Annotated in this window: 13 protein-coding genes; 7 read left to right on the top strand and 6 right to left on the bottom strand. The window is 49.1% G+C overall.

What is annotated here, in order from left to right; genetic code table 11:
* Positions 1-11 precede the first annotated feature (11 nt).
* From treC to NSU01_RS24960, 3 genes are all read right to left on the bottom strand, one after another.
* A complete protein-coding gene (gene treC, locus NSU01_RS24950) occupies positions 12-1,733 on the bottom strand; it encodes an alpha,alpha-phosphotrehalase (protein WP_256703892.1) in 1,722 nt (573 codons plus the stop codon).
* Positions 1,734-2,613: 880 nt separating this feature from the next.
* Positions 2,614-3,717, bottom strand: coding sequence for a Gfo/Idh/MocA family oxidoreductase (locus tag NSU01_RS24955; protein WP_076244553.1), 1,104 nt, complete (start codon positions 3,715-3,717; stop codon positions 2,614-2,616).
* 23 nt (positions 3,718-3,740) lie between these two features.
* Complete coding sequence (locus NSU01_RS24960; RefSeq protein WP_042138948.1) at positions 3,741-4,400, bottom strand: ThuA domain-containing protein; 660 nt, start codon at positions 4,398-4,400, stop codon at positions 3,741-3,743.
* A 174-nt stretch (positions 4,401-4,574) separates the two neighbouring features.
* Here NSU01_RS24960 and NSU01_RS24965 point away from each other — a divergent pair, with 174 nt between their 5' ends.
* The 3 genes from NSU01_RS24965 to NSU01_RS24975 all read left to right on the top strand — a co-directional run bounded on the left by NSU01_RS24965 (position 4,575) and on the right by NSU01_RS24975 (position 7,862).
* On the top strand, positions 4,575-5,408 hold the full coding sequence (locus NSU01_RS24965; RefSeq protein WP_042138949.1) for a helix-turn-helix domain-containing protein: 834 nt from the start codon (positions 4,575-4,577) through the stop codon (positions 5,406-5,408).
* 128 nt (positions 5,409-5,536) lie between these two features.
* The gene (locus NSU01_RS24970; protein WP_076244550.1) at positions 5,537-6,568 is read left to right on the top strand and encodes an ROK family protein; all 1,032 of its coding nucleotides are present in this window, start codon (positions 5,537-5,539) and stop codon (positions 6,566-6,568) included.
* 94 nt (positions 6,569-6,662) lie between these two features.
* Positions 6,663-7,862 (top strand): MFS transporter, encoded by a 1,200-nt coding sequence (locus tag NSU01_RS24975; RefSeq protein WP_076244688.1) that lies wholly within the window; start codon positions 6,663-6,665, stop codon positions 7,860-7,862.
* 68 nt (positions 7,863-7,930) lie between these two features.
* On the opposite strand, the gene NSU01_RS24980 is transcribed toward NSU01_RS24975, so the two are convergent.
* Positions 7,931-8,614, bottom strand: a complete 684-nt coding sequence (locus tag NSU01_RS24980) for a GDSL-type esterase/lipase family protein (protein WP_076244547.1) — start codon at positions 8,612-8,614, stop codon at positions 7,931-7,933.
* Between the two features lie 229 nt (positions 8,615-8,843).
* On the opposite strand from NSU01_RS24980, the gene NSU01_RS24985 reads away from it, so the two are divergent.
* Positions 8,844-9,521, top strand: coding sequence for a pectate lyase (locus NSU01_RS24985; RefSeq protein ID WP_256703891.1), 678 nt, complete (start codon positions 8,844-8,846; stop codon positions 9,519-9,521).
* A gap of 102 nt (positions 9,522-9,623) precedes the next feature.
* Entirely contained in the window at positions 9,624-10,295 is a 672-nt protein-coding gene (locus tag NSU01_RS24990; protein ID WP_076244544.1) for an SOS response-associated peptidase, read from the top strand.
* Positions 10,296-10,604: 309 nt separating this feature from the next.
* Here NSU01_RS24990 and NSU01_RS24995 read toward each other — a convergent pair whose 3' ends face one another.
* Positions 10,605-11,147, bottom strand: coding sequence for a thiol-activated cytolysin C-terminal domain-containing protein (locus tag NSU01_RS24995; RefSeq protein WP_076244542.1), 543 nt, complete (start codon positions 11,145-11,147; stop codon positions 10,605-10,607).
* 136 nt (positions 11,148-11,283) lie between these two features.
* Here NSU01_RS24995 and NSU01_RS25000 point away from each other — a divergent pair, with 136 nt between their 5' ends.
* Positions 11,284-11,874: a hypothetical protein gene (locus NSU01_RS25000; protein ID WP_256703890.1), complete on the top strand. Its 591-nt coding sequence runs from the start codon at positions 11,284-11,286 to the stop codon at positions 11,872-11,874.
* Positions 11,875-11,930: 56 nt separating this feature from the next.
* Here the strand turns inward: NSU01_RS25000 and NSU01_RS25005 are convergent, their stop codons facing one another.
* A complete protein-coding gene (locus NSU01_RS25005; RefSeq protein ID WP_076244540.1) occupies positions 11,931-12,707 on the bottom strand; it encodes an NAD(P)-dependent oxidoreductase in 777 nt (258 codons plus the stop codon).
* A 690-nt stretch (positions 12,708-13,397) separates the two neighbouring features.
* Here NSU01_RS25005 and NSU01_RS25010 point away from each other — a divergent pair.
* Positions 13,398-13,793, top strand: a complete 396-nt coding sequence (locus NSU01_RS25010) for a sigma-70 family RNA polymerase sigma factor (protein ID WP_076244538.1) — start codon at positions 13,398-13,400, stop codon at positions 13,791-13,793.
* Positions 13,794-13,825 lie beyond the last annotated feature (32 nt).

Below are 13,825 nucleotides of genomic sequence, written 5' to 3' on the forward strand. Positions count from 1 at the left end.
ATCATCACTCCTTAAGTATTAGATGTTGTTAACCACATATAGGAAGCATAAGGACTCAGCTGAAGCTCTTGTGTTAATGCAGGTGCATCGGCTGTATTACCGGTTAGAAGCTTGTCCTTACCCGCTTGGCTTAAGTCTGCCCAATGCTTGTCCGCGAACCGGAAGCTAATCTCCTTACTGCTGAAGTTCGAGACCACAACAAGTGTCTCGCCTATCCCTGTCCGGGCATAAGCGAACACCTCGGCATGACCTTCATCCAATCTGCGGAATACACCGTCTATAAATACAGCATGCTCTTTGCGCAGAGCAATCAGCTTGCGGTAATGATGGAGGATCGAATCCGGCCGCTCCAGTTCTTTTTGCACATTAATGTCCGGGTACCGCTCGTCGACCTTAAGCCAGGGCGTACTGCTGGTGAATCCGGCATTCGGACTGTCATCCCACTGCATCGGCGTACGGGAATTGTCGCGCGAACGTTCCTGCAGGATGCTGAGGGCCGCTTCCGGGCTCTTGCCCTGTTCCTGCAGAATGCGGTACATGTTCAGGGACTCAATATCGCGGAATTCTTCGATGCCCTTCCACTTCGGATTCGGCATGCCGATCTCCTCGCCCTGATAGACATATGGTGTTCCTTGAAGTCCATGCAGCGTTGTAGCCAGGAGTTTCGCGCTTTCTTCGCGGTAGACATCATCATCGGTGAATCTGGAGAGCGCCCGCGGCTGATCATGATTGTTGAAGAATAAAGCGTTCCAGCCTCCGCCCTGCTGCATTCCGGTCTGCCACTCACTGAACAGCCGTTTCAATGCCTCGAAATCATAGGGCATCAGCTCCCACTTCCGTCCGCCCGGATAATCCACCTTCAGATGGTGGAAATTGAAGGTCATGGAGAACTCCCGCTCTTCAGGGTTCGAGTAGCGGATACAATGTGCAAGGGTAGTGGAGGACATCTCCCCGACCGTCACCATCTCAAACGGGCCGAATACCTCTTCATACATGTCTTTGATGTATTCATGAACCCGTGGTCCGTCTGTATAGAACTTCCGTCCATCCCCTGGCGGTACACTCCCGTCATCATTAGGGAACTGCTGGTCCTTGGAAATTAAATTAATGACATCCATCCGGAACCCGTCCACACCCTTGCGTGCCCAGAACAGCATCATATCGCTGACCGCTCTGCGGACCTCCGCATTCTCCCAATTCAGATCGGCCTGAGTCTTGTCGAACAAGGTAAGATAATATTGTCCTGAAGCTTCATCGAACTGCCAGGCAGGCCCCCCGAACTTCGATTGCCAGTTATTCGGCACGCCGCCGTCTAGTGCCGGGTCCTTCCAGATATAATAATTACGATACGGGTTGTCCTTGCCTGAAATCGACTGTTTGAACCATTCATGCTCCGTCGAGGTATGATTAACCACGATATCGGTCATCAGCTTCATGCCGCGCCGGTGCAGCTCCTCTATCAGCTCATCGAAATCCTCCATCGTGCCAAAATCAGGGTTAATATTCTCATAATCCGCAACATCGTAACCGTTATCATATTGGGGCGAGACATAGACCGGCTGCAGCCAGACGATATCAATCCCAAGCTCCTGCAAATAATCCAATTTCTCAGTAAGGCCTTTTATATCTCCCGTTCCATTGCCTGTCGTGTCCTTGAAGCTCTTCGGGTACACCTGATACACTGTGGACCGGCGCCACCATTCTGAATACCGGGACTGGGTCAAATTAAGCACCTCCAAAAGAATTGCTGTATTTCAATCATTAAACTTGTATATACAAGGTCAAACACTTCACACAGTTTAAACCTGTATATACAGGTTGTCAATAGCGCTTATCCGTTAACGGTGTGCGGTGTGCCGTATGCGGTGTGCGTAAGACAGATGTTTGCGTAGTACAGATAAATGATATTAAGACAGGGGGAAAGGTATAAGGGGGAATGTAGCGGCAATAGCCGTGATTGCGATGATATTGAAAGTGTAGCGGGAACTGCACTAATAGCGGTGATAGTTACTGAATAGTATCTTTAACACTAATTGGCCGCGTCACTCCAGAGAGTCTCTCGTTATGCATAAGTAACAGTAATATTGGGTTAAAGCAAGGGTGCGTGAGCAATCTGCAGCGGGAAATTGTACATGTATCGCAGTTGTGGCTCATTTTGATAGGTTTGTCTCTAGTCCAATATTAATTAAGTGGAAAATGTACATCTAAATTCCAATAATCAAACAGGCTATAAACAATAAGTGGATAAAGAGCATCTAATTACTCCATTTCTCTAGTGAAAGGCAGATTCGGCAGAATTAATTGTACTTTTTCCACTTATTATCCTATTTTTAGTATTGGATGAGATATTAAACGTCGTTTTTCCACTTATTTCGATTGGTCAGCATTGGAGGCGCGCGCGACAAGGTACGGAGCAGATTAGTCAAACTACTGGCGCGACAAGGTACAGAGCAGGTTAGTCAAACTACTGGCGCGACAAGGTACGGGGCGGGTTAGTCAGTCTGCTAGTGCGACAAGGTACGAACCAGGGGAGCTGAGCCACGCACGAAAACGGCGATCCATCCCCATAACCCGGGACAGATCGCCGTTTTTTGACTATACAAGCTACCTTAACTACTCCAAATATCCCTTAACCAAACCCAGCGGCAGCAGCTTCGGCTGCTCGCAGCGGGTTGCCAGCTCCGCATAGCGCTTAGTGTCTGAGCTGGTGTGGAACGCATGCATGATCTCGAGCACATGATTCGCCAGCTCACCGTTCGCGCGCGGGGTGTCTCCTGTCCCGATGCAGCGGGCCATATCCGCTACGCCAATGCCGCGGCTGTTCCCGGCATAATTGTAGATCAGCGGAATCTCCTGGAATTCCGTGCTGTGCGCCGGCCGCAGCAGGACCGGCCCGCCGAAGGTGTTCGGGTCGGGTACGATCAGTGTGCCGAGCGAGCCGTAGATTTCGATCCGCGGCAGCGTGCTGTGCCAGACATCGAAGCTCGTAATCATCGTAGCCACGGCACCGCTCGCGAACTCGATGGTTCCGGCCACATGTGTAGGGACTTCGACATCAACCACCTTGCCGAACTTCTTCTCACTGGTGATCGTCCGCGTGGCGAATGAGGTTTTGGTGATCCCGCATACCGTCTTCGCCGGGCCGAGCAAGGATACCAGCGCCGTAAGATAATACGGCCCCATATCAAACATCGGTCCGCCGCCCGCCTGATAGTAGAACTCAGGGTCCGGATGCCAGCTCTCGTGACCATGGCAGAGCATGAAGGCGGTTGCGGCAACCGGCTCTCCGATATAGCCGTCCGCAATCAGCTTGGCGCAGGTTTGCAGGCCGCCTCCGAGGAAGGTGTCCGGCGCGCAGCCGACGAACAGATTCTTTTCTTTTGCCAGCTTAACAAGCTCGGTTCCATTCTCTAGCGTTAGTGACAGCGGCTTCTCCACGTACACATGCTTGCCGGCCAGCAGAGCCTGCTTACAGACATCGAAGTGGAAATTAGGCGTTGTCAGATTCACGACAATCTCTATTTCTTCCGAAGCCAGCAATTCCTCTGTCGTCCATACATGAGGAACTCCATATTTCTCCGCTGCCTGCGCGGCCCGCTCAGGGTCCAGATCGGCACAGGCGTAGACCTCCGTATTCACAAAGGTTCCGGTCAAATTCTCAAAATAAATGCCGCTGATATTCCCGCAGCCGACGATGCCTACCTTCACTTTATGCACAATGAGTCCCACCTTGTCTCGGTTTATTTTGCTGCCCAGATGAAGCCTTTACGCATCAGTTCCTTGGCTTCCGGAATATCGAAGACATCCGCATGATGTCCAAGCGAATTATAGAATACCTTGCCCTGGCCCCAGCGTTTCGTATAAACAACCGGCATGGTGATCACACCGTTCGCCGAATGGTCGCCTTCGCTCAGCACAAAAGTCGTAGTAGCCAGTACATCTACCGCCGGATCTACATGCAGATAATACTGCTCGGACTTCACCTTGAAATCCGGGATGCCTTCCACAATCGGGCTGGAGCCGGATCTTACGATGTTCACTTCATAATCCACTCCGTCGTTGAAGGGATGCGCCACCCACTGTGACCCGGTCAAAAATTGCCATTCTGTATTGTTACGGAAGGAGTCGCACATCCCGCCGTGACAACCGGCAATGCCTACCCCGGAAGCCACAGCCGCCAGCACCGCTGACACCTGTTCACCCGCAATTTCACCCATTGTCCATACCGGCACAATCAGGCTTAATTCCTTAAGCGCCTCGGCATTGTTGAAGCTGTCCAGCGTATCCGACACCTCTACCTCGAACCCTTCAGCCTCCAGAATGCCGGCAAAAATCGCCGCAACCTCATTCGGTTCATGACCATCCCATCCGCCTTTTACAATCAATGCCTTCTTCGCCATATCAAGTTCTCCTTTTTATCCTGAAATCTAATTTGTTTTGGATTGAATAGCACGTCTATACCCTGAAGAAATTGTAATCCAAACCGGTGGCGGATGCTCGCCATTTTGCTTGTATGGATGGTCATTTTTTGCTATGTTTAGATTTAAATAGCGAAGATCAGAACAGGAGATATCATGAGAGCTTTTCACGAGAACAGAACGTATGGAACAGCTTTTCCCTTCACTGCATTTGTGAGTCACAATATAGATTTCCTGGCCCACTGGCATAATGATCTGGAGATCATCTATGTACTGGAAGGCTCGATCCGGATGGGGATCAACTCTGAAACACGGGTGCTTCAGGCAGGCGATCTGGCCGTATGCAGCAGCGGAGATATTCACTACTATGACAGCAAGGACAACACATCGAAGCTTATTCTTGTCATCTTTAACCCGGCGCTGATCGGCTTCCCTGCAGGCTGGCCCCTGAATCTGCGGCTCACCTCCCCTTTCCGGGAGAACCGGCCGTCTACACCGGAGGATGAGGTCATTAACCGGCGTCTGTCCGCGATTATGCAGGAGCTGCTGCAGGAGCATCTTCTGAAGCCTCCGCATCATGAGCAGCTGATGACCGGCCTTTTGCACGAGCTGTGCGCATTGATTCTGCGGCATATGCCGCTGGGATTAGTCAATCCTCATAAGGATAAACGGCGCATTACGAATATGAAGATCATGCAGGAGGTTCTGGAATACCTTGACGTCAATTACATGCATCCCATCACCCTTGCCGACGCCGCCAATCACGCCAACATGAGCCTGTTCTATTTCTCCCGCTTCTTCAAAAGCATCTCGGGCATGAGTTACATTTCGTACCTCAATAGTATCCGGGTCAATCAGGCCGAACGGCTGCTGCTGAATACAGACACAAGCATACTCGATATCGCGCTGGAATGCGGTTTCTCCAACATCCGCACCTTCAACCGTGTATTTAAACAGGTCAAGCAGCGGACACCGAGTGAACTGCGTTGATCATGTGTTAATGCTGCGGTGCGGTTCTGCTAATCATCGCTTGCTTATTTGCCGGGAAGTCACTACAATACACTTATTACAACTCTTTTAATAATAGGATTATAATCATCCGGGAGGAAGGTTGCGCTATGGTAAATCCGTCTCATAACACACAGCTGGTGAAGAAAATAAACGTGGAACTGGTGAAAAATATACTCCGCACATCCGGCACAGGCACCAAAGCCTCCATCGCCGGACAGACCCGGCTGAGTGTAGCCACCTGCGGCACCATTCTCAATGAACTGGTTCAGACCGGGGAGATTCTGGAGCTTGGGTGGGAGGAATCCAGCGGCGGCAGACCGGCACGGAAATATCAGTTCAACGCCAATTATTCCCTCATGATCTGTATGATCGTGCGTTCGGAGGGCGGAATTCAATCCATTAGTTATGCGCTGGCGAATCTGAATGGTGAGATCATGGAGCAAACGGACAAGGTGCATGAGCAAATTACCATAGACACCCTCACGGACTGGCTGGATCAGATTATTGAGGTTCACCCGAATGTTCAGGCGGTCGGCATCGGCATTCCCGGTGTAGTCCAGCAGGACCGGATTGGAATCTGTGATGTTCCGGCGCTCGCAGATCAGCCCCTTGGCATTCTGCTGAAGGAGCGCTATGAAGAGGTTGAGATTATTATCGAGAACGATATGAATCTGACGGTTTACGGCTTGTATCAGCGGCTGTTTCCGGATGCGGAGAGCCATTTTGCCGTGCTGACCTTCCCCAAGGATCATTTCCCGGGAGCCGGCTTTATGGTGAATGGACGATTGCTTAACGGGAACAGCTTTTTCAGCGGAGAAGTGTCTTACCTGCCTTATGGCATTCCGAGGGAGCAGCAGCTGCAGCTGCTGAAGAAGGGTGGAGATCCCGGCAAGCTGGCTATACATGCACTGGTATCCATTATCAGCATCATTAACCCTGCTACGATCGTTGTCACCGGTGACAATATATCGCCTGAGATGCTGGAGGATCTGCGCAGCGGGTGCCAGGAGATTATTCCGCCCGAGCATATGCCACAGCTGATCATCCAGAATGACACCCGCCGGGAATACATGGCAGGACTGATTACAACAACCATGGAAAGCCTGACCTACCGGTTCCAGCTGGTGGAACGGAAGTAAGCCAAATATTATATTATTTTATCATCATTCAGGAGGCATCACTTTGAAGGCTCAAGCACGCAACTCTGCTGGCAAACGTAACACTATCTATATTATGCAGCTCGTAACCATTTTTCTGGGCTTTGTCGTCTTCGGAATCTCGGAAAATATTAAAGGACCCGCAATCCCGCGGATTCAGCTCGCTTTCAACCTGGATGAAGGACAGCTGGGTACACTGCTCTCGCTGAATGCGCTGGGCTACCTGATCGCCTGCTCGTTCACTGCTATTCTCGTCCGCAAATGGGGCATCAAGGCGGTCAGCATTATTTCATTTGGTTCAATGGTTCTCTCCGGAGTACTGATTTTCCTGTCGCATACCTACCCTCTATTCGCTTCCTCCTACTTCCTGATGTACATCGGCAACGGGATGCTGGAGATTGGCCTGGCGATTCTGGGAGCACGTATTTTTGTAAAAAACACGGGGATGATGATGAATTTATCCCACTTCTTCTATGGGCTGAGTTCGACTATAGCGCCGCTGCTGGCCACCGGGGTTATGTCGCTGAGTGTGTTTGGACATATGCTGGACTGGCGGGGGATGTATCTGGTGATGCTGTCGCTCTGCCTGCTGCCGATTGTGTCGGCGCTGCGCAGTACGTTTCCCGGGGATGATCTGCCGCATGAGGACCGCACTTCCTTCAAGACCTTGATGCGCGATCCTGCGCTCTGGATGATGGTAATGATCCTGTCCTTCGGGGTTGTCTCCGAGCTCGCCGTTGGCGGCTGGCTGGTTAATTTTCTGGAAAAAGCTTACGCCTGGGATACCGTCAAGGCCTCCGGCATGCTGTCCGCCTTCTTCCTCCTGTTCTCGCTGGGAAGACTCGTTATCGGACCGCTGACAGACCGGATCGGCTTCGTGCTCTCGCTGATTATTTTCTCAATGTTCTCGGCAGGTTGTACCTTTGTAGCGCTGGCCGGCGGGGAAAGTCTGGCTTTTCTGTTCGCTTTGTCCGGGGCAGGGATCGCGATCATCTACCCTACCGTCATGGCCTTTATTGCCCGCCGCTATCCTAACGGGAGTGATACTGCGATTACTTTTGTAGTCACGCTGATGGGTCTCGGCAGTGTTATCGGGAACTATATTATCGGCTGGGTGATTGAACTCGTTAAGACGGTCTATGGCCGTTCAAGCGAGCTTGGTCTGCTGCGCGGCCTGCAGGCGGGCTATGGCTTCATCGGGTTATGTGCTGCGGTCTGCTCCGTGTCGGGAATTGTGCTGTATGTGTATTTGAAGCGGAGAGGGGAACTGATCTGAGGGCTCGTTATAACTGAACAGCGGCTCTCCTGCTCCGGAGGACCGCTGCTTTGCATTCTATCCTACGCTTATAGATATTCTTTTAGATTATTAAGGACCACCGCGTAACCATTCGCATACATATGAATCCCGTCCATCGTGCACTCTTCGTTCAGATTCCCTTCCTCATCCGTCAACCCTTCATTCACATTAATGAACGCATACCCATGCTGCGCTGCCAGCTTCTCCACTTCGGCATTGGCTTCGCGTAACGCGGCATTTGTTCTGGTGCTGAACATTCCCGCCTTCATCTCTTGATCCACTCCGCTGAAATCAGCCTTAGCATTCACCGGATAGTACGCCATGACATACACCTTGCATTCCGGCAGCCTTGCTCCGATCTGCGTCAGAATCTCATTATAGTTCGCAAGCAGATGCCCGACATGATATTCGCCGTCTGCTGAGCTGATGTCATTGGTGCCAATATTAATGAACAGCTTAGAAGGCTCCAACTCAACAATACATTCCTCCAGGGAATTTAACAGCTCACTGGTTACATAGCCTGCAATTCCGCGGTTGTAAATAATCGTCTGCTTCTCCAGCGTCTGCTGTAATTCATTAACCGGGAAGTACTCCATCAGTGAGGAGCCGGCCATTACGGTCTGTCCTTTCTTGGCATATGTATTCAGAATCTTATACTTTCTTACTTTCTCTTCTTTCTCTCTTGTCATATTATTGTTCATAATCTCGTGGATAAGTTCTTCCTGCGTCAATGTAATCTCCTCCATTCTACTATTGTTATACACTATAACTGAGCTTGCAGCTCCCTCCAAATTGTGTCGAAAATATGGTAATTGATCTCAGCAGAACTAATTTGTTCTATGCACACGTGTTCCGAATATCCTATATATCGGGTGCGGGCAGAGGTGCACATCTGGTCAGGACACCTGCAAGATACCGGTTCGCCGGATCTATACTCTACAGTTGAAGGGCGGAATATTATTGAAAAAGGTTGTGGGCTTACTCCTGTCGGTTGTCATGTTGTCTTCGTTCTATGTTGCCAGTCCGGCCAAGGTATCCGCTGCAACGCCAATTGTTGTCAGTACAACGATTGTTGTTCCAGCAGGAGAGACCTTTAACGGCAATGGCCAGACTTATGTCGCCAATGCAAGTACACTTGGAGATGGCAGCCAGGCAGAGAACCAGAAGCCAATCTTCCGGCTGGAGAAGAATGCTACACTCAAAAATGTAATTATCGGTGCTCCCGGCGCAGACGGGGTGCACTGTTATGGAAACGCTACAATCTCTAATGTGACCTGGCAGGATGTGGGCGAGGATGCATTGACGCTGAAAGCCTCCGGTACAGTCAATATTACTGGCGGAGGTGCATATAAAGCTTACGATAAAGTGTTCCAGGCAAACGCTGCCGGCACAATCAACATTAAGAACTTCAGAGCCGACGACATCGGCAAGCTGGCCCGCCAGAACGGCGGAACCTCCTACGCCGTGAACTTCACACTGGACAGCTCTGACATCTCGAATGTCAAAGATTCCATCTTCCGTACAGACAGCAGCAGCAGCGCCGCAAAAATCACCAACACCCGCTATCACAATGTACCCACCCTGTTTAAGGGCTTCGCCTCAGGTAAAACCAGCCAGTCGGGCAACACCCAATATTAAGGTGAAGTCAGCTGGCATAACTGCAACCGGATAATCAATCCAACACTTACCTCCTCTATCCATAGAAGCCAAGCGCTATAATTGGATGAGGAGGTTGATTATATGTGTGGACGCTTTACCATTACGGTCACCCTGGAAGAACTAATTACGCACTACTTAATCGATGACAGCAAATTAGCTACACTGAAACCCAATTATAATGTAGCTCCCATGCATAATGTTCCGGCGGTAATTGCCAGTGACGCGGGGAAACGCTTGGGGGAACTACGTTGGGGGCTGGTACCGTTTTGGGCCAAGGATGAGAAGATCGGCAGTAAGATGATCAATGCACGCGCGGAGACAGTGGCCGATAAGCCTGCCTTTAAACGGCTGCTTAAAACCAAGCGCTGTATCATTCCGGCTGATGGATTTTATGAGTGGAAGAAGGACGGGACCAGCAAGCAGCCCTACCGGATCCTCATGAGTGATGGCAGCCTCTTCTCCTTTGCCGGATTGTATGACACTTGGGAAGATCCAGAAGGAAAGAAACTGAGCACCTGCACTATCATCACCACTACTCCGAACAGTTTGATGGAGGATATTCATGACCGCATGCCGGTTATATTGAGACCTGAAGATGAGGCCGATTGGCTGGGGAGAGACAATGATGATGTAGAGTCATTATTAAAACTGCTGAAGCCCTACGATGCAGCGAAAATGCGGGCTTATAAGGTTCCTTCGGCTGTAGGCAATGTACGTAATAATTCTAAGGATTTGCTTGAGGATATTGGATGAATTGAACATGCCAGACAATAAATAATCCCTGCCGACCAGATGGGTTAGCAGGGATTATTTATTATGTATCATTAAAAGTTAATGGGCTACTTTATGTATGCTCTAAATTCAAATTGCCGAACAAAACGGGCAGCGGCTATTATAATTGCGACGTGTATCCCCTTACTACTCCGCCATAATCCATGAGTTGGCGAATAGAGTATGGATCTTCTCGGTACAATCCAGAACCACAAATCACTTGGAACATTATGTATATTCGCAGGTAAATACCCCCACTGAATGCAAGCAGGGGAACACACCATTATCAATTCATCTATACGTTATGGCCATTTGCTTATCTGTTAACAGAATATTACGTACATTTCCGCTACCATCAAACATAACTGAAATGAGATGAATTTTTGTGTTATCTTCAATATTTTTAGCCCACTCAGATTCTTTTACAAACTGTTTGCTGTCTGAATCGTAAGCATAATCCAAATTTTTCTCAATATCCGCCAGATATTGATCCCCATAAATTTTCTTAACATCCTCTTTGGACATTCCGATTTTCAAACCGCCGACCGTCTCATACATATCCTCCGATTCTTCAGTCAAATTAATACCCGCCACTTTATCCTCACGGTACATAATCCTTACTCTGGAGCTGTAAGCGAATGAATTGCCGATTTTTATATCTTCGCCTTCACCAAGCACTTTTTCCGCATCCACACGACTCATTCCATACTGAACAACCGCTTTATCATCATCCGCCTTTTTTATGCCTAAGTCTTTCGTGGTGAGTCCTCCATTTGAAGATCCACAAGCAGTCAAACAGAACAGAAATAATAATGCCATTATACTCTTTCTCATGTCCAGCCCCCTAGATAATTTACCTAAAGTTTACCATAGGGAGAAATACGAAAAAAGCTCATCCGACCCGATGAAGGGATACCGCAGGTCCGTGGTGCTGAAACTAAATGTCATATCAAATCAGGAGCGTACCGCCATGGTCAATACTGTATCGCTTGCTGTTAATGCGGTGATTGGCGCAGGCAAGCTGATTCTTGGCGTGTACCTCCTTTCCGGCTGGTTGATCACCAACGCCATTTATTATTTGATTCTCAGTGCGGCAAGAGGTCAGGCGCTCCACAAGTTCGCAGCCGTCAAACAAATCGAACAACCCGGCGAGAGGCTCCAGCTGGAGCATAACATTTACAGGCGCAGCGGCCTGTTCCTTTGCCTGCTGGGCATCAGTTATCTGCTCGTTTCCCTGCGGATGTATGTCCTCGGGGATGCCCTTATTTTCAGCGGAAACCTTGTCTATCTCGTCGCTGCCGTTTCATTCACCAAGCTTGGGATGGCGGTTTGCAGCATGACGGCTAACCGGCAGCTGAAGGGTCCCATTGTATCCACACTCAAAATATTCAGCTTCACCGACGCCTTAGTCTCCATCGTAGTCACTCAATACACCCTGCTGACTATGCAGCAATCCCCCGGAGCCCTGGACAGCAGTGCTTTGCTCGGGATGGGTTTCAGCCTTTTCTTTGTACGTATAGGTATGTATATGGCTTGCACAAAAAAAGCACGCGAAAGATAATCTTCGCATGCCTTCTTTATATACAGGTAACAGAAAATCGCGGGTTGCGCTGTTTCCTACTCCTGCTGCCCGCCCTGATATTCGGTTTCATCCTTGCGTATTTCCCGGCCCTCCGCCTTCGCCTGTTCGAGCAGCTCCGCCGCATCATCCTGGGGCTTGTATCCGATCAGCTCCTCCAGATAACCGATGGTATAGTAGTTGTCACTATTCGCCGAGGTCCCGTACAGATTCAAATATTGCAGCTCCTCATCCGCTTGGATACAGCAGTTGACAAGCTGCAGCAAATCACGCTCCGAGATCCAGATATGCCCTGCCCGCTCCGAATGGGGCCGGTCGTCCCCGGGGAAGTTGCCGATCCGGATATTCAGCGAGGAGATTTTGCCCTGGTCCGAATAGAGGCGGCCCAGCAGCTCGATATAACATTTGCTTAATCCATAGAAGCTGTCCGGCCGGTAAGGGTCAGACGGTCCCGTTGTCTCATCCGACTTATAATAACCGGTCGCATGATTGGAGCTGGCGAATATAATGCGCCGCACCCCATTCTGCACCGCCGCCTCAAACAGCTTATACGCACCCGCTACATTCCCCTGAAGCACTTTACCGAGGAAATCGTCTTCATCCTTAATCCAGGCAAAGTGGAGCACCGTCTCGACATCCTTAGTAAGCTCCGCCAGCCGTGCTTCATCATTAATGTCCAGTTGGGCGATCCCCTGCTCTTCGTCTGCCTGTATATCTGCGCCGGTAACCTCGTATCTGCCGTCTTCGTTCAGCCCTTTGAAGAGTGCATTGCCGATCCTTCCAGCCGCTCCGGTCAGTAAAAGTTTGCGTTTCATTCATCCCAAGCCCCTTTCCAGCCTGCTAATCCTAAGCATTATTAACCGCTGGAGGGGAAAAGATTACAAACAGCTTGAATTTTCCGGAAGTCATCCTGCTTATCCCCTCACAAAGTTATGATAACAGTCGTTTCTTAATGAATATACTTACCAAACTTAAGATTAAGTGAAGCGTTTACCTGAGTTTTTCGCTGCCGCCTGCAAGAACAGCAATAGCGATTAAATGTATATAATCATCAGGAGCTTAGTCCACTCTATCATTGCGGTTCACAATATAATATCGAATACCTTTGAAATGGAGTGATGATAGATGGCAACAATAATAAGCTATGGTTCGCAGACAAAAATGCCGTTAGATCCGTTAACTACTATTTTAACAGTTGCAGGGATTCCCGTTGGCGTAGAGATCGTAGTCTAGATGGCATAGTTCAAAAACCTTGTACTGTTGAATCGATCTGATTTAACTGTACTTTTTTTATGAGAACTAAAATTAAGTAAATATCTTATAAGTTTTGCTTATTTTCTTCTTTGTTGGCGGAGTACCGGCGCCGCTGTCACCAAGTGCAGACTATTTCAAGAACTGGCGTATCCGTATGCCGATTCTTTTTTTATGGTGCTGCCTAATATGTATGGCTGCTTAATGGGAGCGCAGCATAGCAGCAATCTCTCCATAAAGAAGGGGGGCTTATATTGAATAAGGATGATGAGGTAAATCGTCGTTTTATCAAGTATATGGCCAATCTTATTCATTATAACTCTATCAATTATGACAAAAAGAGACGAATGAAGGACAGCCGATTCCCGCTGACTTTGGACAACGATGAAAACCTGGAATCTGTCTTACTTACTGTTCATGATTCAGAATCTGTGCCACCAAATTTAAAAGATCACATTACGGATCACTCACTTTATCAAGCTTATGAATCTCTCTCAGCACAACAACAACAGATTTTATCTTTTGCTTACGTACAAGCACTAAATGACAAGGAAATAGCCGGATTAATGGGAGTATCCCAACAAAATGTCTCGAAACACCGCTTAAAAGCTCTATCTAAACTGCGCAGCTTGATAACGGAAGGGGAATGAATTATGAGGAAGGGTAACATTGACTTGAAGAA

It is taken from the genome of Paenibacillus sp. FSL H8-0259, assembly GCF_037963255.1.
Taxonomy (GTDB): domain Bacteria; phylum Bacillota; class Bacilli; order Paenibacillales; family Paenibacillaceae; genus Paenibacillus_AQ; species Paenibacillus_AQ phytohabitans.